Raw genomic sequence first — 21652 nt, forward strand, 5'->3', positions numbered from 1 at the left:
CGGCGGAAGCGGGGCGGGCGGCGGTGGAATCATCAGCGTTGGACACGGCACACAAGGGTACGTGCCGGGCGGCCCCGCAGCTCACGGCTTTTCGCGGCGGCACCGCGCGCCCCGTCGCGGACCTCCACTCCCCGGCCCGCAACACTGCGGACGGCGCGGCGTCGTTACCATGCGGGTGGGACCGATGGTCCGCAGCGGGCGCGAGCCCGACGCCGCGTGTCGTCGCGGCGGCGCGGACCGGGGCGATGACGACCGCGGATCAGGACGGCGAGGACGAAGCGCGTGGGCGAGCCAGCACGGCACACCAAGGGTCCCAGCGACCAGCGCACCACCGCCCGACGGCTGACCCGGGCGCTGCGCTCCACCGCCCTGCTGACCGGCGCGCTGGCGCTGCTCGGCACCGCGATCGGGCCCGCGGCGGCCGCCGGGGGCACGCCGCCCTCGTTCGCCACCGCCTCGCCCGACTCCCCGGCCGTGGTCACCATCTCCGCCGTGCAGCAGCCCGGCGCGGCCCCCGGCGACCCGCTGACCGTCACCGGCACCGTCACCAACACCGGCAACAGCACCCTCAAGAGCCCGCAGCTGGGCCTGGCGCTGGGCCAGGGCGCACAGCCGCTGCGGCTGCGCGGCACGATCGCCGGCGTGGTCGACCGCGGCGACCCGGGCAGCAGCGACGGAACGGTGCTGAAGGCACCGGTGACCACGCTGGGCGACCTGCCCCCCGGGGCCAGCGCCGCGTTCGCCCTGCCGCAGGTGGCGCAGAGCGATCTGAAGCTGCCGAAGGAAGGCGTCTACGAACTGGCGGTGGAGGTCGAGGCCGGCAACGGCGACGATTCGAGCGCGCACCCGGTGGGCATCGGCCGCACCCTGCTGCCGTACTACCCGGGCGGCAGCACCGACGACAAGCCGACCCAGGTCGCCACCCTGTGGCCGCTCACCCACGCCCCCGAGCTGGTCGCCCAGACCATGCAGGACAGCGATCAGACCCCGATCCCGGTGCTGCGCGACGACAGCCTGGCCACCGAACTGCAGCCCGACGGACGGCTCGACAAGCTGGTCACCCTCGGCTCGGCCATCCCCTCGCTGACCTGGGTGATCGATCCGGACCTGCTGGACGCGGTGTACGCGATGACCAAGCCGTACCGGGTGCAGCTGCCCGGGCAGGGCACGAAGACCGCCGCCAAGGACACCACCAGCGCCGGCACCGGCCAGGCGGCGGCCACCAAGTGGCTGGAGAAGCTGCGCCAGGCCGTCACCAAGAACGGCGACGAGGTGGTCGCGCTGCCCTACGGCGACCCGGACCTGGCCTCGATCGCGCACAACGGCGGCAACCTGGCCGGGCTGAGCACCGCGATCGGCAAGGCCCAGCAGGCCGGCCAGCTGACCGTCGAGGGCAGGCTCTCGGTGGACCCGCAGGACGACGTCGCCTGGCCCTACCAGGGCTACCTGGACCCGCAGACCGCCCAGGTCGCCCAGCAGCTCGGCGGCTCGCGGGTGATCGTGAACAGCGCGAGCGTGACCGACCCGCACAACCTGAACTACAGCGCCAACGCGGCCCGGCCACTGCCCAACGGGCAGACCGCGGTGGTCGCCGACAGCACCATCGCCGACGTGCTGCAGTCCTACAACCCGAGCACTCCCGGGGCGGACTCGGCAGCCGAGCAGCGGCTGCTCGCCGAGACCCTGGCGGTCACCCTGCAGCAGCCGTACACCCCGCGGACCCTGGTGGTGATGCCGCCGCGCAACCTGTCCGCCGCCGCCGCGCAGGTGCTCCAGCAGTCGCTGCTGACCGCCAGGACCGGCCAGTGGATCAACCCGGTGAGCCTCGACACGGTGACCAGCACCCCGGCGGACCCGAACACCGACGGCACCGCCATCGCCCCCGCCGACAGCTATCCGAGCGCGGCGCGCCGGGGCGAGCTGCCGACCGCCGCTCTCGCCCAGGTCGACCGGACCCAGCAGGACATGGACCAGCTGCTGCCGATCCTCACCATCCCGACCCGGGTCAGCGGGCCGTTCGGCGCCGCGATGCTCCGCTCCGTCTCCACCGCCTGGCGCGGCGCCGAGCCGACCGGGGGCACCTACCGCAACGACGTCGAGGGGTACCTGTCGGATCTGCAGAAGGCCGTCGGCATCCCGAACAAGACGAAGATCACGCTTGCGGGTGATTCCGGCGTGATCCAGGTCAGCGTGCACAACGACCTCCAGCAGGCGGTCACCAACCTGCAGTTGCGGCTCACCTCCAGCCAGCCCCACCGGGTGAACGTCAGCAAGCCGCAGGACATCGTGCTGAACGCGGCCCAGAGCGCCTCGTCCAAGTTCTTCGCCCAGGCCCAGGGCAACGGCCCGGTGCAGATGACCGCCCAGCTCTATTCGACCGGTCCCAACCCGCAGCCGTACGGGCCCGAGGTGAAGTTCACCGTCGAGGTCAGCCAGGTGCCCAGCGGGGTCTGGTGGGTGGTCGGGGCCGGCGCCGCGCTGGTGCTGCTGGCCGGGCTGCGGTTCTACCTGCAGCGCCGCAAGCGCCGCGGCGAACAGGACGAGGACCCGGACGCCCCGCTGACCGACCCCGACGCGCCGGACGGCGGCGCGAACGACGGCTCGGAGGACGGCTCGGACGGTCTCCCGGGCAGCAGCGTGGACGGCATCGCGGGCGGCCTGCCGGGCGGAGGTCCCGGCACGACGGTGAATCCGTACGAAACGGACAGCTGGACCACCGCCCCGGACACCACGGCGCACCCCTAGCGCACGGCGTCGAAAGCCGGAATCGGGTCGTCTGTGATGAGACAGTAGGTCTCGGTGAGACGGCCGGATCCGACCAGCGATGAGGTGGCATGACCGAGCGGAGCAAGGCGGTCCCCCCTGCCGGACAGCAGGGGAAGGACGCGCGAAGCGGCGACCAGCGCCCGTCGGCGACAGCCCCCGGCCCGGCGGCCGACGAATCCGACTGGTACCTCACCGAGACCTTCGCCCGCGACCCGTTCGCCGCCGATCCGTACCCCGCCGAGGCCGGGCCCGGGCCGTACGACCAGGAGACCGACGCGGCGCCGGGCGACCCGGTCCCCACCCCGGCGGCGCCTGCCGGGCCGGCCGAGCAGCGCGGGCGTACCGCGCCGGGCGCCGCGGAGGAGCGCGGCACCGCGCAGGAGCAGCCGCTGTCGCCGGTGCGGGCCGACCGTGCGGAGCCGCTGGACGAACCGATGGTCCCCGCCTCCCGCTGGGTGCGCCCCGCCGCGGGCGCCGCCGCGCTCGGGCTGGCCGAGGCGGAGCCCGAGCAGTCCCTGGACGCGCCCCGGGCCAGTTCGGGAGGCGAGTACCTGGGGGTGGAGGCCCTGTTCTCCGGCTCGGTCGGCCGCGGCGCCGTCGCCGAGGCGGCGGAGCGGCCGTTCGTCCCGGTGATCGAGTTCGACCCGCCGCTGAGCGCCGAGGAGATCGGCCAGCCGGCCGGCCCGGGTGCCGCCGCGCCGGCCGCGAGCGCCTCGGCGGACGCCTCGGCACCGACCGAACCGGCGACGGGCGAACCGGCGACGGGCGAACCGGCGACGGGCGGAGGGGCGACCGGCAAGGTCGGTGCGGCGGCTCCCGCGAAGCCCCCCGAGAAGGCCATCGACCCGGCCACCGCGCCCGGCACCCCGGCCACTCCCAGCCGACCCGCAGACCCGGCCGCACCGGCCGCACGCGTCAAGAGCGCCAAGAACGCCAGGAACGCCAGGAAGACGAAGGACTCCAGCAGCACCGGCCTCCCCGAGGCCGCCGAGGCCACGGGCTCCACCGACGCCTCCGAAGCCGTCACCGCCAACGCCGACCTCGACGCTGAAGCCGCCGAAGCCGCCGCACTGGCCGAGGCCATCGCAGCGCTCGAAGCCGCCGAGGCCACCGAGGGCGCAGCAGGCGCAGCAGGCGCAGCAGGCATCGAGGCCGGCGCGCCCACCGACCCGACGGGCACCCGCCGCAAGGTCGCCGGCCTGCTCGACTCCAGCGCGATCATGGCGGCCGGCACCCTGGTCTCCCGGGGCACCGGCTTCCTGCGGACCATGGTGGTCGCCGCCGCGATCGGCGTCGGCACCATGGGCGACTCCTACTCCGCCGCGAACACCCTGCCCACCCTGCTCTACATCCTGATCGGTGGCGGCGCCCTGAACGCCGTCTTCGTGCCGCAGCTGGTCCGCAGCATGAAGCAGGACCAGGACGGCGGCACCGCCTATGCCAACCGGCTGCTCACCCTGGTGATGACCGGCCTGGCCGGTGTGGTCTTCGTCGCCGTACTGGCCGCCCCGCTGCTGGTCCAGCTGATCTCGCACTCGCTGATGAGCACCCCGGCCAGTGCCGACACCACGGTGGCGCTGGCCCGCTACTGCCTGCCGACCATCTTCTTCATGGGCGTGCACGTGGTGATGGGTCAGATCCTCAACGCCCGCGGCCGGTTCGGCGCCATGATGTGGACCCCGGTCCTCAACAACGTCGTGGTGATCTTCACCTTCGCGATGTACCTGTGGGTCTTCGGCGCCTTCCAGGACAGCCGGGTCACCCCGGAGACGGTCAGCCCCGAGGGCCTGCGCCTGCTCGGCATCGGCACCCTGCTGGGCCTCGCCGTCCAGGCGCTGGCGATGATCCCCTACCTGCGCGCCGCCGACTTCCACTTCCGACCGCGGTTCGACTGGCGCGGGCACGGCCTGGGCAAGGCCGCCCGGCTGGCCAAGTGGACCTTCCTCTTCGTGCTGGCCAACCAGGCCGGCTACCTGGTGGTCACCCAGCTCGCCACCGCCGCCGGCAGCAAGGCCGCCACCGCCGGCTACCTCGGGGTCGGCCTGGCCGCCTACTCCAACGCGCTGCTGATCTGGCAGCTGCCGATGGCGGTGATCACCGTCTCGGTGATGAGCGCGGTGCTGCCGCGCCTCTCCCGCGCGGCCGCCGACGGCGACGCCGCCGCGGTCCGCGACGACCTCTCCTACGGGCTGCGCACCTCCGCGGTGGCGATCGTGCCGGCCGCCTTCCTCTTCCTCGCGCTCGGTCCGCAGATCGGCGGCGCCATCTACGGCCTGGGCAACGGCGGCAGCGCCGCGCACGGCACCACCGCGGTCGGCTTCATGCTCTCCGCGTTCGCCCTGGGCCTGATCCCGTACTCGGTCCAGTACGTGCTGCTGCGCGGCTTCTACGCCTACGAGGACACCCGCACCCCGTTCTCCAACACCATCTGGGTGGCCGTGGCCCAGGCCGCCGGCGCGCTGCTCTGCTTCCTGCTGCTGCCCGCCCAGTGGGCGGTCACCGGGATGGCGCTCGGCTACGGTGCCTCCTACGTGGTGGGCGTCGCGGTGGCCGTCCCCAAGCTCAAGCGGCGGATCGGCGACCTGGACACCGGACGGATCGCCAAGACGTACGCGCGCCTGGCCATCGCCTGCGTGCCGGCCGCGCTGGTCGGCTTCCTGCTCGCGCTGCTCCTCGGCGAGCTGCTGGACGGCTGGTTCGGCAGCGTGCTCGCCGTCCTGGTGGCCGGGGCCGGACAGGTGGCCGTCTTCCTCACCCTGGCCCGACGGATGCGAATCGAGGAGCTGAACGCGGTGATCGGCATGGTCCGTACCCGACTGGGCCGCTGACAGCAGCTCAGTTTGTCCACCTACGGAGCGGTTCGGGACCGGGCGGAACCGGATGGCCCCGTCCGCGGTCGTACTCGGGTGGGAAGAGTGGGCACAATTGTCTCGAACGACTTGGTCTGCAGACCCGGGTCCTCTCCTTCCCGCCTCCCGCGGGACAGGTAGCCGAGGATGCCGTACCGGGCGCTACAAGGGGAGGCAGGACGACGGTGGCTGATCGCACCAAGGATCGCACCAAGGCAGTCGTCGAGCGTTCGACCGCCAAGGGGCCGACCGGGACGCCGAGCGAGGTGTCGGGGGAGATCACCGCGCCGCTGTGCGCTGCCGAGCTCGCCGCCGAGCTGAACGGTGGCGCCGACGGCGAACTGACCGTCACCCAGGCCTTGCCGGCGCTACCGGCGACCCAGGTGCTCCCGAAGGTCGACCCGGCCGCCGATCCCACCGCCGACAATCCCACCGCCGACAATCCCACGGCCGACGATTCCGCGCCCGGCGATCCCACGGCCGACGGCGACGTCGCCGGGGATGCCGACAGCGGTCCCGTTGACGGCGCCGCCGACCCGGCAGACGACAGCCTCGCCGCCGCTGCCGGAGGCGACGAGGCGGCTGGGACGGACGGGACCGAGGCGGCTGGGACGACCGACGAGGCGCCCGACGACGGCGACGTGCTGCCCGAGCGGCTGCCCGTCCCGGAGCGCCGCAGCGGCGACCGGATCGCCGACCGGTACCGGCTGGAGGAGTGCATCTCGCACTCGGAGGTGTTCAGCAGCTGGCGCGCCATGGACGAGAAGCTGCGCCGCGCGGTCGGCGTCCACCTGCTGGCGGCCGGCAGCCGGCGGGCCGAGAACGTGCTGGCCGCCGCCCGCGCCGCCGCACTGCTCGGGGACCCGCGCTTCGTGCAGGTACTGGACGCCGTCCAGGAGGGCGAACTCGTCTACGTGATCCGGGAGTGGCTGCCCGACGCCACCGACCTGGCCACCCTGTTCGCCGACGGGCCGATGGCGCCCTACGACGCCTACCAGATGGTGCGGCAGGTCACCGATGCCGTTGCCGCCGCCCACTACAGCGGCCGCTCGCATCTGCGGCTGACCCCGCGCTGCGTGCTGCGCACCGACACCGGCCAGTACCGGATCAACGGAGTGGCCGTCGACGCCGCCCTGCGCGGGCTCCCCGAGCAGGGCGCCGAGCTGACGGACACCCAGGCGATCGGCACCCTGCTGTACGCGGCGCTGACCCACCGCTGGCCGCAGCCCGAGGACCGCTACGGGCTGACCGGCCTGCCCGAGGCGGACGGCCTGGTCCCGCCGGAGCGGCTGCACGCCGATGTCCACCCGGGACTGGCCGACCTCGCCACCCGCGTGCTGGGCGAGCCGGCGGAGCAGTCGGCGCGGATCACCTCCCCGGCCGCCCTGGCCGAAGAGATCGCCCGGCTGCCCCGGATCCGCCAGCCCGAGCCGGACCCGGCCGCCCCGGGCCGCGCCGCCCCCCGCTACCCGGCGCCCGGCGGCACCCGGACCCAGGTGCCGCGCCCGGTGCCGCCGGGCGCGGGGCACCGCCCGCCCGGCCCGCCGACACACCCGCCGACGCACCCGCCGGCCCGCCCCGCTCCCCCGCGTACGGCGCCCGGGCCGCGCCCGCGCCGCCTGGGCCGGCAGGTGCTGAAGTGGACGACCTCGGTGGTGCTGCTGGCCGCGATCGGCTACGGCTCCTGGCAGTTGGCGGGCCAGCTCGGCAGCACCAACGACAAGCAGGCGCTGGGTGGCTCCGCACTCGGCAGCACCCCCTCGGTCAGCGCCTCCCCCCTGCCGAAGCCCACCCCGCTGGCGATCAGCGGCATCCAGTCCTTCAACCCGTACGGCACCGGCCCGATGCACACCGATCTGCTCTCCCGGATCAACAGCGGCAACCCGACCAACGCCTGGTCGACCGACGGCTACTACCAGGACCTGACCGCCCTGGGCCACGGCACCGGGCTGCTGATCGACCTCGGCTCGGCCAAGCCGGTCAGCTCGGTCGCGGTCCAGTTCATCGGCAGCACCACCGCCGAACTGCGGGTGCCCACCGCTCAGGGCGCCAATCCCCCGGCCCAGCTCAGCGACTTCGGCCAGCCACTGGCGACGGCCACCGGTGAGGCCGCCCAGTTCCAGCCGGGCACTCCGGTCACCTCCCGCTACCTCTTGATCTGGCTGACCAGCCTCCCCAAGGATGGGAGCGGCAGTTACCGCGGCCAGGTGACCACGATCAAGGTCACCGGCTGACCCCAGCAGCAGCCCGCCGTCAGGCGCCGCCGCTCCTGGGCCACCAGCCCGACCGCGCCGAGCGGCACCCGAGGGGCAGACAGATGGCAGGACCGGCACGACCAGAACCGCCAGGGGCGACCGACCCGGCCGCGGCCACCCCGCGGCCGGGCGGCGCGGCCGCGGCCGGTGAGGCCGGCGACGCCGATCTGCTGGCCCGGCACGTGGCCGGCGACCGGGCGGCCTTCGGCCTCCTGGTGCAGCGCCACCGCGACCGCCTCTGGGCCGTCGCGGTGCGCACCCTCGGCGACCGCGAGGAGGCCGCCGACGCCCTGCAGGACGCTCTCGTCTCGGCACTCCGCGCCGCCCACACCTTCCAGGGACGTTCGGCCGTCACCACCTGGCTGCACCGGATCGTCGTCAACGCCTGCCTGGACCGGGCCCGGCGGGCCAACAGCAGACGGGCCGGCTCGCTGGACGAGGAGCCGGGTCGGCTCGACTCCCTGGTTCCCGCGGCCGAATCCACCGACGCCGTGGTGCTCCGCCAGGAGCTGCGCCGCGAACTCGGCGCCGCACTGGCCGAGCTGCCGGCCGAGCAGCGAGCCGCACTGGTGCTGGTCGACATGCAGGGCTACCCGGTGGCCGAGGCGGCCGAGCTGCTCGGTGTTCCGGTCGGCACGGTGAAGAGCCGCTGCGCCCGCGGCCGGGCCCGGCTGCTGCCGCTGGTGCGCCACCTGCGGCAGCCGGAGGGCGGACACCATGTTTCACGTGAAACAACGCCCGGCGGGCCACGTGAAACAACGCCCAACGGGCCACGTGAAACACCGCCCGGTCCGAGGTCGGGGAACCCATCCGGCACCCGCTCCGTCCCATCCCCGGGCACCGGCGGTCCCACCCGAGAGTCGAGCCTGGAAGGAGACGCGACACACCGATGAACCAGACACCCGAATCCGTCGAGTCGGCGTCGCCCGCCTCCCATCCGACCGTCGACCAGCTCGCCGATCTGCAGGAGGAGCTACTCCCCCCCACGGAGGCCGCGGCGCTGGCGGATCACCTCGCCCGCTGCCCGGACTGCTCGCGGACCCTGGCCGAACTGAGCGAGCTGACCGCACTGCTCGGTGCGGACGAGCCGCCCCCGATGCCGCAGGACGTCGCCCGGCGGATCGACGCCGCGCTGGCCGCGGCGCTCGACGAGTCCCCCGCCGTCCCCGCCCCGCCCGTCCTGCCCGCCGCCGCCAACCCGCCCGTCTCCCCCGCACCGGCCGCACCCACCGCGCCGCCGCACCGCGCCGACCACAGCACCGGCCCCGGCCGCACCCGGCCGCGGCGCCGCCGCGGCGCGCTGCTGGCCGCCGCCGTCGCCTGCCTCGCGGTGCTGGGCGGCGGCACCGCCGCGGTGCTCGCCGGCACCTCCGACGGCAGCTCCGACGCGGCCCACGGCATCGGGGCGGCAGCCCGGCAGCCGGCCACGCCCGAGGGCGCCGCCGCCTCGGGCGAAGCGACCGCCCCGTACGGCCCCGCGCTCACCGCCGCGGGCCTGCCCGAGCAGATCCGCCAACTGCTGCCCACCGACGACCACGGCGCCCTGCCGCACGCCAGCAGCCAGCAGGAGGCGCCCGCCACCGCGGGCGGTCCGCAGCCGTCGGTGCTGCCCACCTGCGTGGTCGCCGCCGTCGGAGGCCACCAGGGCGAGCAGCCGCTGCTGGTCACACGGGGCAGCTTCCAGTCCGGCCCGGTGGACGTCTACGTCTTCCGGGTCAGCGGCGATCCGGCCCACCTGGACGTCTTCCTGCTCACCCCCGACTGCGCCGGCAGCACCCCGGCCGACGTGCGGCTGCACCAGGAGGTCCCGGCCTCCTGATCACGGGACCGGCCGCCGCCACGTCCATCCGATGGGCGGTCGCTGGTAGGCGGCCGCCTGGGAATGCGCGACACTGGTGAGTCGTTGTCCCGGGCGGCGGAGCAGGACCGCCACCCTCCCCGCCTGGCGCGGGTCGCGATGCGAACCAGGAGATGCAGTGAGCGACGTCCGTAACGTGATCATCATCGGGTCCGGCCCGGCCGGATACACGGCAGCGCTCTACACCGCGCGGGCTTCCCTCAAGCCGCTGGTCTTCGAGGGGGCCGTCACCGCCGGTGGCGCCCTGATGAACACCACCGAGGTGGAGAACTTCCCCGGCTTCCGGGACGGCATCATGGGCCCCGAGCTCATGGACAACATGCGCGCCCAGGCCGAGCGTTTCGGCGCCGAGCTGGTCCCGGACGACATCGTCTCGGTCGACCTCACCGGCGAGATCAAGACCGTGACCGACTCCGAGGGGACGGTCCACCGGGCCCACGCCGTGATCGTCACCACCGGGTCCCAGCACCGCAAGCTCGGCCTGCCCCGCGAGGACGCGCTCTCCGGGCGCGGCGTCTCCTGGTGCGCCACCTGTGACGGCTTCTTCTTCCGCGACCAGGACATCGCCGTGGTCGGCGGCGGCGACACCGCGCTGGAGGAGGCGACCTTCCTCTCCCGCTTCGCCAAGAGCGTCACCGTCGTGCACCGCCGCGGCGAGCTGCGCGCCTCCAAGGCGATGCAGGAGCGCGCCTTCGCCGACCCGAAGATCAGCTTCGCCTGGGACAGCGCGGTCGAGGCCATCCACGGCGACCCCAAGCTGACCGGTGTCACCCTGCGCGACACCACCACCGGGGAGCTGCGCGAGCTGCCGGTCACCGGCCTGTTCATCGCGATCGGCCACGACCCGCGTACCGAGCTCTTCCAGGGTCAGCTGGAGCTGGACGCCGAGGGCTACCTCAAGGTGGACTCCCCCACCACCCGCACCAACGTGCCCGGCGTCTTCGGCGCGGGCGACGTGGTCGACCACAGCTACCGCCAGGCGATCACCGCGTCCGGCACCGGCTGCGCCGCCGCCCTCGACGCCGAACGCTACCTGGCCCACCTCGCCCACGCGACCGAGCAGGACGCCAAGACAGCCGTCGCGGTCTGACGCCCGGTCCGGGAGGCGGCGAAACAGAATCCGCCCCCCGGTTGTTATGACCCACGAAGTACCAAGCACTCCCCGAACGCGACCCTAGGAGTTCCCGTGGCCGGCGCCACCAAGACCGTGACTGACGCGACCTTCGACAGCGAGGTCCTGAAGAGCGACAAGCCCGTCCTCGTCGACTTCTGGGCCACCTGGTGCGGCCCGTGCAAGCAGGTCGCCCCCGTGCTCGAAGCGATCGCCGAGGAGTTCGGCGACCAGCTGACGGTCGCCAAGATCGACGTCGACGCCAACCAGGCCGTGGCGGCCCAGTACGGCGTCGTCTCCATCCCGACGCTGAACGTCTACGTCAACGGCGAGGTCGTCAAGAGCATCGTGGGTGCCAAGCCGAAGGCCGCGCTGCTGCGCGACCTTGAGGGCATCATCAACGTCGACAAGGTCTGATCGGTCGCCTGAGTGGTCGGCAGGAGCACTGCCGCCGAGGTGAATTGACGACGCGAGTTGCCGAAGGGGCGGGCCCACCGGGTCCGCCCCTTCCGCGTCCGCCCCCGCCGCCGTGGCCGCCTGCCCGATCCGGTCAGAGCGGGCGGAGCACGGGCTCCTTGCGGCCCGCGCCGAGCAGCCGCTCGAGCGCCCCTTCCGCACCGCCCTTCCAGGAGAGCGTGGCCCGGGCCTCCAACCGCAGCCGGGGGAAGCGGTGGTGCGGACGCACCGTCTTGAACCCCACCGCGAGCAGGTGCTCGGCCGGCAGCAGGCAGCTGGCGGGCTCCCCGGCCGCCGCGCCGAAGGCCTCGATCGCCCGGAAGCCCCGCACCAGCAGATCCTTGGCCACCTGCTGCACCAGCACCCGCCCCAGGCCCTGCCCCTGGAACCCGGGCAGCACCCGACTGATCATCAGCTGGACGGCGTCAGGTGACACCGGGCTGGTCGGGAACGACTGCGAGCGCGGCACATAGGCCGGCGGCGCGAAGAGCACGAACCCGGCCGGCTCCTGGTCCACGTAGACCAGCCGCCCGCAGGATCCCCACTCCAGCAGCACGGCGGAGATCCATCCCTCCTTCTCCGCCTGCGCCTTGCCCCCCTCGACCGCCTCCCGGCCACGCACCGGATCGAGTTCCCAGAAGACACAGGAGCGGCAGGGCTCGGGCAGGTCCGCCAGGTTGTCCAGCGTCAGCGGAACGATCCTGCGACCCATGCGGCACACCTCCTCGTTCGGTTCCTCCCCCTGAGGGCCGCAGCCAACCGGACCGCTCCCCCAAGGCCCGTGCAGACGCCGGTGGGTGCATGTTTCACGTGAAACATGCACCCACCGAAAGACGACCCCACCGATCGACCGGCCCGCGCGGCCCACCGGACACGGCTCAGCTCAACTCAGCTCAACTCAGCTCAACTCGACCGGCTCAGCTCTGCGAGAGCCGGAGTCCGTCCTCCCCGGGCGCCAGGCTGTCCAGGATCCGGTTGAGGTCCTCGACCGAGGCGAACTCCAGCACCACCTTGCCCTTGCCCAGCTTGCCGCCGCGCTGGGAGACCTCCACCTTCACCCGGGTCTCGAAGCGGTCGGAGAGCCGACCGGCCAGGTCGTTGAAGGCGGGCGAGAGCAGCTTGCCCGCCTTCGGCCCCACCGATCGCGGCTTCTCCTCGTGGCCCAGCAGCTTCACGATCTCCTCGGTGCTGCGGACCGAGAGGCCCTCCGCGATGATCCGGCGGGCCAACTGGTCCTGCCGCTCGCCGCCCGCCACTCCGAGCAGCGCCCGGGCATGACCGGCGGTCAGCACTCCGGCTGCCACCCGCCGCTGCACGGCGGCGGAGAGATTGAGCAGTCGCAGCGTGTTGGAGACGTGCGAGCGCGAGCGGCCGATCCGGTCCGCCAGCTCGTCCTGGGTGCAGCCGAAGTCGCGCAGCAGCTGGTCGTAGGCAGCGGCCTCCTCCAGCGGGTTGAGCTCCGCCCGGTGCAGGTTCTCCAGCAGCGCGTCCAGCAGCAGCTTGTCGTCCTCGGTGGCCCGCACGATCGCCGGGATCTGGTCCAGGCCGGCCCGCTGCGAGGCCCGCCAGCGCCGCTCACCCATGATCAGCTCATAGCGCTCCGGGCCGACCTGCCGGACCACCACCGGCTGCAGCAGGCCCACCTCCTTGATGGAGGCGACCAGCTCGTCCAGCTTCTCCTCGTCGAAGACCTCACGTGGCTGGCGCGGATTGGGCGTGATCACGTCCAACGGGAGCTCGGCAAAACGTGTCCCGTCCACCGGCGCCAGCTCGGTCCGCGCACTCTCCGCCGCCCGCGCCGCCACCGTGCCGCGACCCGAGGGCAGCACCGGCACCGCGCTGGGCGACACCGCCCCGGTCGCCAGCACCGCCTGGGTGGCGGGCACCGCCGACCGCTCCGGCGCGGCCGTCCCCGCGGGTGCGGCGGGCGCCGGCGCCCCGGCCGACGGGATCAGCGCGCCCAGCCCCTTGCCCAGACCCCTGCGACCACTCACCGATTGCCCTCCATCGTGCTCTGCTCTGCCATCGGCGTCGCCTGCGCGCCGATCGTGTGCCGGTTGTGCCCCACCGCGCCGAGCGCCTCGGCGGCCGCCTGCTCCACCGCGGTGGGCGGCGCCTCCAGGCCGACCGCCCGCAGCGCCAGCTCCCGGCCCGCCTCCAGGTAGGAGAGCGCACCGGTGGAACCCGGATCGTAGGTCAGCACCGTCTGCCCGTAGCTGGGGGCCTCGGAGATCCGCACCGAGCGCGGGATCGCGGTCCGCAGCACCTCGGTGGTGAAGTGGTTGCGCACCTCCTCGGCGACCTGCGCGGCCAGCCTGGTGCGGGCGTCGTACATGGTGAGCAGGATCGTCGAGACGTGCAGCGCGGGGTTGAGGTGGGCCCGCACCAGCTCGACGTTGCGCAGCAGCTGCCCCAGTCCCTCCAGCGCGTAGTACTCGCACTGGATCGGGATCAGCACCTCCTGACCGGCCACCATGGCGTTGACCGTCAGCAGGCCCAGTGAGGGCGGGCAGTCGATCAGGATGTAGTCCAGCGGCTGCTCATAGGCCGCGATCGCCCGCTGCAGCCGGCTCTCCCGGGCCACCAGCGAGACGAGCTCGATCTCCGCGCCCGCCAGATCGATGGTGGCCGGGACGCAGAAGAGCCCCTCGACCTCCACCACCGGCTGCACCACATCGGCCAGCGGCTTGCCCTCCACCAGCACGTCGTAGATCGACGGCACCTCGGCATGGTGGTCGATGCCGAGCGCGGTGGAGGCGTTGCCCTGCGGATCGAGATCGACCACCAGGACCCGCAGGCCGTGCATGGCCAGGGCGGCGGCCATGTTGACGGTACTGGTGGTCTTCCCCACCCCGCCCTTCTGGTTGGCCACCACGATCACCCGGGTCGCCGGCGGCCTGGGCAGACCCTCGCCCGCCCGCCCCAGCGCCTGGACGGCAGCCTGCGCCGCTCGTGCGATAGGGGTGTCATCGATCTGGTCGATGGTCTCGGAGTCCTGCATGGGGCCCAGTGTTTCACGTGAAACCGGAGCGGCAACAGGCACCGCCCGGCCTCGGTGCAGCCCCTTGGGGAGCCGCAGGTCAAAGCTGGCGGAGAGCAACGGGCGACGTTTCACGTGAAACACCATGCCCGCAATGTCGGAAATCTGACGGAGCGACACTCCGGGCAACGCGAACGGCCCCGGGCGAGTCATTCGCTCCAGGGCCGCTCGGGTACGTCGATCAGCGGCGGCGGCGTCCCACGCCCCGCGCCTCGGCCCGGCCGGCCCGGGCCGCCTTGGCCCGGCGGGTGGCCGCCTTCACTCCACCGGGGCTCTCCCCGACCTTCACCTGCACCACCCGGGTCGCCGCTCCGAGCGCGCTCTCCCCCACCGGGATCACGGCCCACTCGACGGCGCCCAGCTTGGTCAGCGCCGACCGCGAATCGGCCAGTTCCTGCTCCGCACTGTCCCCCTTGAGCGCCAGCATCTGCCCGTAGGGACGCAGCAACGGCAGCCCCCAGCCGGCCAGCCGGTCCAGTGGGGCCACCGCCCGGGCCGTGACGATCTGCACCGAGACCTTCCCGACCATCTCCTCGGCCCGCCCGCGCAGCACGGTGACGTTCTCCAGCCCCAGCTCCTGGACCACCTCCTCCAGGAAGGTGGTGCGCCGCAGCAGCGGCTCCAGCAGCGTCACCGAAACGTCCGGACGGGCCAGCGCCACCGGAATCCCGGGCAGACCGGCCCCTGAGCCCACGTCGCAGAGCGTCGCGCCGGCGGGCAGCAGTTCGGCGAGCACCGCGCAGTTCAGCACATGGCGATCCCAGAGCCGCGGCACCTCCCGCGGCCCGATCAGCCCGCGCTGCACACCCGCCGACGCCAGCAGCTCCGCATAACGCTGCGCCGCGGCGAACCGCTCACCGAAGATCTCCCGCGCCTGTGGCGGAGCCTCAGTCAGCCCCTGGGGCCCACCCTCGGCCGCCGCACTCTCCGTCGCCATCTCAGCCTCTCCGCTCACCGATTCCACCGGGCCCCGCACCCCACCGTTTCACGTGAAACATCCCCCGCCCTGCGGACTCCTGTCCCAGGAGCCCTGAAAGGAACATCGACCCCGCCCGCACCGATCGTGCGAACGGGGTCGACGAGAAACGATTCCGTTGGCCCTCAGCTCGCCAGGACGACGACGCAGCGCTGCGGCTCCTCGCCCTCCGACTCGCTGCGCAGTCCCGCCGCGGCCACCGCGTCGTGGACCACCTTGCGCTCGAACGGCGTCATCGGCCGCAGCTTCACCGACTCACCGGTGGTCCTGGCCTGCTCCGCCGCCTGGGCTCCCAGCTCCGCCAGCTCCGAGCGCTTGCGCGCCCGGAAGCCCGCGATGTCCAGCATGAGCCGACTGCGCTCCCCGGTCTCGCGGTGCACCGCCAGCCGGGTCAGCTCCTGAAGCGCCTCCAGGACCTCCCCCTCCTGGCCCACCAGCCGCAGCAGCGTCCGGTCGTCACCGTCGTCACCGACGATGGAGACCAGGGCCCGGTCGCCCTCCACGTCCATGTCGATGTCGCCGTCCAGGTCGGCGATGTCCAGCAGGCCTTCCAGGTAGTCGGCCGCGATCTCGCCCTCCTGCTCCAGGCGGGAGACCAGAGTGTCCGCCGACTCCTGCGCCGCAGCGCCCGATCCGGCTTCGACGGCGGAGGTGGTGCCTTCCGTCACGGGAGGGACTCCTTCAAAGACAGGGCCCACGATTACGGGCCGAAATCAAGGGGCAGGGGGATGGGGCGTCGGCTCAGGACTTCTTCTTGGGCCGCTGACCGCCGCCCTGCTGCGGACCGCGCTTGGCACCGCCGCCCTGCTTGGCCGCCGGCCGCTTGGCACCGCCGGAGGCCTGCGCCTTGCCCGCGCCCTGCGCGGTGGGCACCGCGTCCTCGACCGGGACGGCGTCCTGCGGCTCGTCCTCCTTGGCCGCCGCGGCCTCCTCGGCCTTCACCGCACCGGGGTGCACCTGCTGGCGCTGCGCCTTGGTCTGCCGGCGCGGCTGCTGGCGGCGCACCTGCACCGACTCGGTGAGCGCCGCGGCGGCCTCCTGCTGGGCAGCCGCCTGCTTGCCACCGCCGAGGAAACCGAACGGGCCGCCGGCCTTGATGATCGAGCCGTCCGGGTTCAGCCGACCGGCGGCCTTCAGGCGCGCCTGCCGCTCGTCCCAGGCCTTGCTGCCCGGCGTCGGGTTGTTGCGGATCACGATCAGCTGCTGGCCCATCGACCAGACGTTGGTGGTCAGCCAGTAGACCAGCACACCCACCGGGAAGTTGATGCCCATGAAGGCGAACATCAACGGGAAGACGTACATCAGCATCTTCTGCTGCTGCATGAACGGCGTCTTGACCGAGAGGTCGATGTTCTTCGTCATCAGCTGGCGCTGGGTGATGAACTGCGACGCCGACATCATCACGATCATCACCGCGGTGACGATCTTGACGTTGGTCGAGGTGCTGTGCACGAAGCTGGCCGACAGCGGGGCCCCGAAGATGTGCGCCTTACCCGCGCTCGCCAGCAGCGTGCCGTTGATGACACCGATCTGCTTGCCCTTGGCGACGGAGCTCAGCACGCCGTAGAGGGCGGTGAAGAAGGGCATCTGCACCAGGATCGGAAGGCAGCTCGAGAAGGGGTTGGTGCCCGCCTCCTTGTAGAGCTTCATCATCTCTTCGGACTGGCGCTGCCGGTCGTTCTTGTAGCGCTCCTGGATGGCCTTCATCTTCGGCTGGATCGCCTGCATGGCCCGGGTCGACTTGATCTGCTTCACGAAGAGCGGGATCAGGCAGATCCGGATCACGACGACCATCGAGGCGATGGACAGGCCCCAGGCCCACCCGCCGTCGGGGTTGAAGACGTGGCTGTACAGCGAGTGGAACTGGACGATGATCCAGGACACCGCGGTGTACAGGGGGTTCAGGAAGGACCAGGTCACCGGTCAGACTCCTTGAGCATTGGGCTTGGTCGTCAGGCTTTCGGACATCGGGCCTACCGACGTCTGACCAGCAGCCGTCGAGCCTGTGGTGACCGGGTCGTGGGCCACGGAGCCGGGCGGCTCCGGGCTCGTGGTGCTACCGGTCCTTGACTGCACCAGGGCACGCAGCCGCTGGTGCCAAACGGGGCGCTTGCGTGGCGGCACGTGGTCCACCCCGCCGGGGGACCAGGGGTTGCACCGCAGGATCCGCCAGCCGGTCAGCGCGCTGCCTTTCACCGCACCGTGCGTCCGCACCGCCTCGTACCCGTAGTGCGAGCACGAGGGGTAGTAGCGGCAGACCGGTCCGAGCAGTGGACTGATCGTCCACTGGTAGAGCCTGATCAGTCCCATCAGCAGGTACTTCATCGCCCTGATCCTGTCGCTGTCCTGGATCCCGCCGGCGGCGAGGCCGGGTCGGGCCGGAGCAACCGCTTCAGCGCCGCGTCCAGGTCATGGGCGAGATCCAGGTACGAGGCGGTTGCCGCCGGGGGCAGCGCCCGTACCACTATCAGGCTACCTGCGGGCAACCGGGCCAGACGCTCCCGGACCAAGTGACGCAGGCGACGCTTCACAAGATTGCGCACCACGGCAGGACCAACCGCCTTGCTCACGACGAAACCCGCACGCGCCGAGGGGGTCCCCTCGGCGACGTGCGGGTGGGAGTCGCTCTGCCCGCCGACCTGCCCCGTCAACTCGTCCTCTCGTCTGAGATGGACGACCAGCAGGGGCCGGCCGGCTCGGCGGCCGCGTTTCACCGCGATCGCGAAGTCCTGGCGCCGCCGCAGCCGATTCTCGGAGGGCAGCACTGCAGATCCTTGGCGCGGATCAGGCGGAGATGTTGGTGCGGCCCTTGCCACGGCGGGACGCCAGGATGGCGCGGCCGGCGCGGGTACGCATCCGAAGCCGGAAGCCGTGGGTCTTGGCGCGACGACGGTTGTTCGGCTGGAAGGTGCGCTTGCTCACTCGGGGGCTCCTGGGGTGAATCGTAGGGTGACGATTTGCAGCTTGGCCGTCACCGTGCGGCCGCGTGATCTCCCCTACGTAACTGGGAAATCCGGCCCGGATCCCCAGGTCTGCTGGGTTCCAGGCGATCCACGGCGCCCGTGCTGCGCGCCTTCTGGAACCGGGGCGGACCCGCGGACATGCGGCAGCGGCCATCGACAACTCGACCTGGTTACGGTACGCGGGACGGGACCCGAGGGTCAAACCGGCTTCCGGTTCGCGGTCCCGGCGGCATCCCACCGGCCAAGGTGTACACAGCCTGTGGACAACAACTTGAATCAGCTCTGCGCGCTGACTACCGTTGCAGGACTTGTCTGGTTTTGTTCATCCACCTGAGCCAGCACCCCTTTGATCCTGACCAGGACCACCCCCTTCGGGGGAACGAGAAAGCGTGCACCAGTGGCTGATGTCAACAGCGACCTCGTCCCGGCCTGGGCGAAGGTCGTCGAGCGGCTGGTCAACGACACCTCGGTCGGTGACAAGGACAAACTGTGGGTCCAGCGGACCCAGCCGATGTGGATGATGCACGACACCGCCCTGCTGGCCGCCCCGAACGAGTGGGCGAAGCAGGTGCTGGAGGGCCGGCTGCTGCCACAGCTGACCGACGGGCTCAGCCAGCAGTTCGGCCGCCCGGTGCGGATCGCCGTGATGGTGGACGCCAACGCCGTCCCGCCCACCCCGGCACCCGCCAGTTCGGCCGCCTCGATGGCGGAGCCCGAGCCCGAGCCGGGCCCCACGACCGCCGAGCCGGGGCAGCCGAACTGGGCAGGCGGCCCCCGGCCCTCGCGCGACTACCCGGCCCCCGCCTACCGCGAGCAGTCCTACGAGCGCGGTTACGGCTACCCCGAGCCCTCCTACGACGGCTACCAGGACCAGCCCTACCCCCAGCAGCCGCACTACGGCGGCTACCCGAACGAGTCGCCCTACCCGGGTGGCGGGCCGCAGCCGTACCAGGAGCGCGGCTACCGCGACTGGGAGAACCGGGAGGCCGAGGGCCGGTCGCAGCCCGGCGGCCCCGGCCAGCACCCCGGCCAGCACCCCGGTGGCGAGCCCTCGCAGGGCGACCTGTTCGGCGGCGCCTACGACGCCACCGGTGAGGAGCAGCGCCACCGCGGCGGCCGCCCCGGCCCGGGCGGCCGTCGGGAGCTGCCGCCGCCGGCCATCCGCCCGGCGGGCCGGCCCGGCCACGACCTGGCGCACCCGCCCGGCCAGTCGTCCGGCGAGCTGGACCGCCCCTCGGCCGCTGCACTGCCCGAACGGGTCACCGACCGCACCCCGGTGCCCGGGGTGCCGGCCCCACCGGGCGCGCCCTCGGCCGACGGCTCCCGCAAGGACGAGCCGGCCGCCAGGCTGAACCCCAAGTACCTCTTCGACACCTTCGTGATCGGCGCCAGCAACCGTTTCGCGCACGCGGCGGCGGTGGCGGTGGCGGAGGCCCCGGCCAAGGCCTACAACCCGCTCTTCATCTACGGCGAGTCCGGCCTCGGCAAGACGCACCTGCTGCATGCCATCGGCCACTACTCGCGCAGCCTCTTCCCGGGGACCCGGGTGCGGTACGTGAGCTCGGAGGAGTTCACCAACGAGTTCATCAACTCGATCCGGGACGGCAAGGCGGACGCGTTCCGCAAGCGGTACCGGGACATGGACATCCTGCTCGTCGACGACATCCAGTTCCTGGCGAGCAAGGAGTCGACGCAGGAGGAGTTCTTCCACACCTTCAACACGCTGCACAACGCGAACAAGCAGATCGTCCTCTCCTCCGACCGGCCGCCCAAGCAGCTGATCACCCTGGAGGACCGGCTGCGCAACCGCTTCGAGTGGGGTCTGATCACCGACGTCACCCCGCCCGAGCTGGAGACCCGGATCGCGATCCTGCGCAAGAAGGCGATCCAGGAGCGGCTCAACGCCCCCGCCGACGTGCTGGAGTTCATCGCCTCCCGGATCACCCGCAACATCCGCGAGTTGGAGGGCGCGCTGATCCGGGTGACCGCCTTCGCCAACCTCAACCGCTCGCCGGTCGACCTGGAGCTGGCCGGCATCGTGCTGAAGGACCTGATCCCGGGCGGCGACGAGGACGCCGGTCCGGAGATCACCGCGCAGGTCATCATGCAGCAGACCGCCGCCTACTTCGGGCTCACCGTCGAGGACCTGTGCGGCTCCTCGCGCAGCCGGGTGCTGGCGACGGCCCGTCAGATCGCCATGTACCTCTGCCGTGAGCTCACCGACCTCTCACTGCCGAAGATCGGCGCCCAGTTCGGCGGCCGCGACCACACCACGGTGATGCACGCCGACCGCAAGATCCGCTCCCTGATGGCCGAGCGGCGCTCGCTCTACAACCAGGTCACCGAGCTGACCAACCGGATCAAGAGCTAGGGCTGACAGGTCCGTTGGGGCCGGTCGTGACGTCCACCGTCGCGGCCGGCCCCTTCGGCTTCTCCCGTGCGCCGCACGCGTCCCCCCGGGCGTCCCCGGCGCTCCGGACGCGCCCGGTGGTCCTCGGTGGTCCCCGGCATCCTGCGACGTCCTCGGGCACCCTTCGGTGTCTTCGGGCGGGTGTGAAGTCAGATCGGCCGGGGAAGGCTTCGATCAGCTGACGCTCCGCCAAGCCCAGGGCCGCTCGCACATCTGAGCACTGATTCGAACAGCGTGGTCCCGAGTGGCTGTTGTCCACAGAGACGGGTGTTTTTCCCCGTCCACAGCGTGGGGACCACAGAGTTATCCCGATTTCCTCCACAGTCGCACCGCTGATGGGCTCTTCCTCGCAGGTCAGCGGGCTGTGTACTTGTGCACAACAGTTATCCACAGGGTGTGGACAGTTGGCGACCCATCAGACGGCCCAAAGAGTTGTCCACTGGCTGTCCCCAGGCAGGGGCCGATTATCCCCAGCTTCTCCACAGCACTGTCCACTGTTCGACAACGGAGAGGTCCTGTTCATCGCCCGGTGTGAAAGGCGTCACGAGAAGTTGACCGGAGCCCGTGGATAACTAGGCGAGAATCTGGGGACCGAGCTGGGGAAAACCTGTGGATACACACGGTGGCCTGTGAGTAACGCTCCGCCGTCCACAGCGGCCCCTAGTTATCCACGGGCGCGGTCCACATGCAGTGTGGACAAAAAACCGGGTCTGACCTGCGAAAACAGGGTTATCCACGGTATCCACAGGCCCTACTACTACCACTACACCTAGAGACCAGTAGATGAGCTCAACAGCGGGGTGGGCCGAAATCTGTGGACAAGCCGGCCCCGACATCCGTTCGGTCGGCTTCCGCCCGTCTGCCCCGTCTGTCCGTGGAGTACGTCAGACTGTCCTTCGGCACCTGGGGCCGGAGCGGGCTCGGTCCGCGGATCCGGTGCCCGCCAGATGCCAGAAGATCCAGATGCC

General features: G+C 72.1%; 17 protein-coding genes. 8 read left to right on the forward strand and 9 right to left on the reverse strand.

Annotated elements, in window-relative coordinates; genetic code table 11:
- The first annotated feature begins 282 nt into the window (after positions 1 to 282).
- The 7 genes from OG455_RS19415 (at position 283) to trxA (ending at position 11256) form a co-directional block, all read left to right on the forward strand.
- Positions 283 to 2745: a DUF6049 family protein gene (locus OG455_RS19415; protein ID WP_266295426.1), complete on the forward strand. Its 2463-nt coding sequence runs from the start codon at positions 283 to 285 to the stop codon at positions 2743 to 2745.
- A gap of 89 nt (positions 2746 to 2834) precedes the next feature.
- Positions 2835 to 5594 (forward strand): murein biosynthesis integral membrane protein MurJ, encoded by a 2760-nt coding sequence (gene murJ / locus OG455_RS19420; protein WP_266295428.1) that lies wholly within the window; start codon positions 2835 to 2837, stop codon positions 5592 to 5594.
- Positions 5595 to 5800: 206 nt separating this feature from the next.
- Entirely contained in the window at positions 5801 to 7849 is a 2049-nt protein-coding gene (locus tag OG455_RS19425; protein WP_266295430.1) for a protein kinase family protein, read from the forward strand.
- 83 nt (positions 7850 to 7932) lie between these two features.
- Entirely contained in the window at positions 7933 to 8763 is an 831-nt protein-coding gene (gene sigM, locus OG455_RS19430) for an RNA polymerase sigma factor SigM (RefSeq protein WP_266295432.1), read from the forward strand.
- Positions 8760 to 9689, forward strand: coding sequence for an anti-sigma factor (locus tag OG455_RS19435; protein WP_266295433.1), 930 nt, complete (start codon positions 8760 to 8762; stop codon positions 9687 to 9689). The genes sigM and OG455_RS19435 overlap by 4 nt, the downstream gene beginning before the upstream one ends.
- Before the next feature lie 157 nt (positions 9690 to 9846).
- The gene (trxB, locus tag OG455_RS19440; protein ID WP_266295434.1) at positions 9847 to 10818 is read left to right on the forward strand and encodes a thioredoxin-disulfide reductase; all 972 of its coding nucleotides are present in this window, start codon (positions 9847 to 9849) and stop codon (positions 10816 to 10818) included.
- Positions 10819 to 10914: 96 nt separating this feature from the next.
- Positions 10915 to 11256 (forward strand): thioredoxin, encoded by a 342-nt coding sequence (gene trxA, locus OG455_RS19445; RefSeq protein WP_266295435.1) that lies wholly within the window; start codon positions 10915 to 10917, stop codon positions 11254 to 11256.
- Between the two features lie 133 nt (positions 11257 to 11389).
- On the opposite strand, the gene OG455_RS19450 is transcribed toward trxA, so the two are convergent.
- From OG455_RS19450 to rpmH, 9 genes are all read right to left on the reverse strand, one after another.
- Positions 11390 to 12007: a GNAT family N-acetyltransferase gene (locus OG455_RS19450; protein WP_266295437.1), complete on the reverse strand. Its 618-nt coding sequence runs from the start codon at positions 12005 to 12007 to the stop codon at positions 11390 to 11392.
- A 205-nt stretch (positions 12008 to 12212) separates the two neighbouring features.
- Positions 12213 to 13289, reverse strand: coding sequence for a ParB/RepB/Spo0J family partition protein (locus OG455_RS19455; RefSeq protein ID WP_266295439.1), 1077 nt, complete (start codon positions 13287 to 13289; stop codon positions 12213 to 12215).
- Positions 13286 to 14269 carry a ParA family protein gene (locus tag OG455_RS19460; protein ID WP_323185643.1) on the reverse strand — a complete coding sequence of 328 codons (984 nt, stop codon included), beginning with the start codon at positions 14267 to 14269 and terminating at the stop codon, positions 13286 to 13288. The genes OG455_RS19455 and OG455_RS19460 overlap by 4 nt, the downstream gene beginning before the upstream one ends.
- A 247-nt stretch (positions 14270 to 14516) precedes the next feature.
- Positions 14517 to 15272 carry a 16S rRNA (guanine(527)-N(7))-methyltransferase RsmG gene (gene rsmG / locus OG455_RS19465; RefSeq protein WP_266295443.1) on the reverse strand — a complete coding sequence of 252 codons (756 nt, stop codon included), beginning with the start codon at positions 15270 to 15272 and terminating at the stop codon, positions 14517 to 14519.
- A 164-nt stretch (positions 15273 to 15436) separates the two neighbouring features.
- Positions 15437 to 15910 carry a R3H domain-containing nucleic acid-binding protein gene (locus tag OG455_RS19470; protein WP_266300876.1) on the reverse strand — a complete coding sequence of 158 codons (474 nt, stop codon included), beginning with the start codon at positions 15908 to 15910 and terminating at the stop codon, positions 15437 to 15439.
- Between the two features lie 142 nt (positions 15911 to 16052).
- Positions 16053 to 17231: a membrane protein insertase YidC gene (yidC, locus tag OG455_RS19475; protein WP_266295445.1), complete on the reverse strand. Its 1179-nt coding sequence runs from the start codon at positions 17229 to 17231 to the stop codon at positions 16053 to 16055.
- Positions 17232 to 17234: 3 nt separating this feature from the next.
- Positions 17235 to 17636, reverse strand: coding sequence for a membrane protein insertion efficiency factor YidD (yidD, locus tag OG455_RS19480; RefSeq protein WP_266295447.1), 402 nt, complete (start codon positions 17634 to 17636; stop codon positions 17235 to 17237).
- On the reverse strand, positions 17633 to 18076 hold the full coding sequence (rnpA, locus tag OG455_RS19485; RefSeq protein WP_266295449.1) for a ribonuclease P protein component: 444 nt from the start codon (positions 18074 to 18076) through the stop codon (positions 17633 to 17635). Before rnpA ends, yidD begins: the two co-directional genes overlap by 4 nt.
- Positions 18077 to 18095: 19 nt before the next feature.
- Entirely contained in the window at positions 18096 to 18233 is a 138-nt protein-coding gene (gene rpmH, locus OG455_RS19490) for a 50S ribosomal protein L34 (RefSeq protein ID WP_266295451.1), read from the reverse strand.
- A gap of 438 nt (positions 18234 to 18671) precedes the next feature.
- On the opposite strand from rpmH, the gene dnaA reads away from it, so the two are divergent.
- Entirely contained in the window at positions 18672 to 20645 is a 1974-nt protein-coding gene (gene dnaA / locus OG455_RS19495) for a chromosomal replication initiator protein DnaA (protein ID WP_266295453.1), read from the forward strand.
- Positions 20646 to 21652 lie beyond the last annotated feature (1007 nt).

Source organism: Kitasatospora sp. NBC_01287 (assembly GCF_026340565.1).
GTDB lineage: Bacteria > Actinomycetota > Actinomycetes > Streptomycetales > Streptomycetaceae > Kitasatospora.

Bases quoted from the DNA above. Each gene is read 5' to 3' on its own strand.
- murJ (WP_266295428.1), top strand. From the start codon at position 2,835: ATGACCGAGCGGAGCAAGGCGGTCCCCCCTGCCGGACAGCAGGGGAAG.
- sigM (WP_266295432.1), top strand. From the start codon at position 7,933: ATGGCAGGACCGGCACGACCAGAACCGCCAGGGGCGACCGACCCGGCC.
- OG455_RS19435 (WP_266295433.1), top strand. From the start codon at position 8,760: ATGAACCAGACACCCGAATCCGTCGAGTCGGCGTCGCCCGCCTCCCAT.
- OG455_RS19450 (WP_266295437.1), bottom strand. From the start codon at position 12,007: ATGGGTCGCAGGATCGTTCCGCTGACGCTGGACAACCTGGCGGACCTG.
- rsmG (WP_266295443.1), bottom strand. From the start codon at position 15,272: ATGGCGACGGAGAGTGCGGCGGCCGAGGGTGGGCCCCAGGGGCTGACT.
- yidD (WP_266295447.1), bottom strand. From the start codon at position 17,636: ATGAAGTACCTGCTGATGGGACTGATCAGGCTCTACCAGTGGACGATC.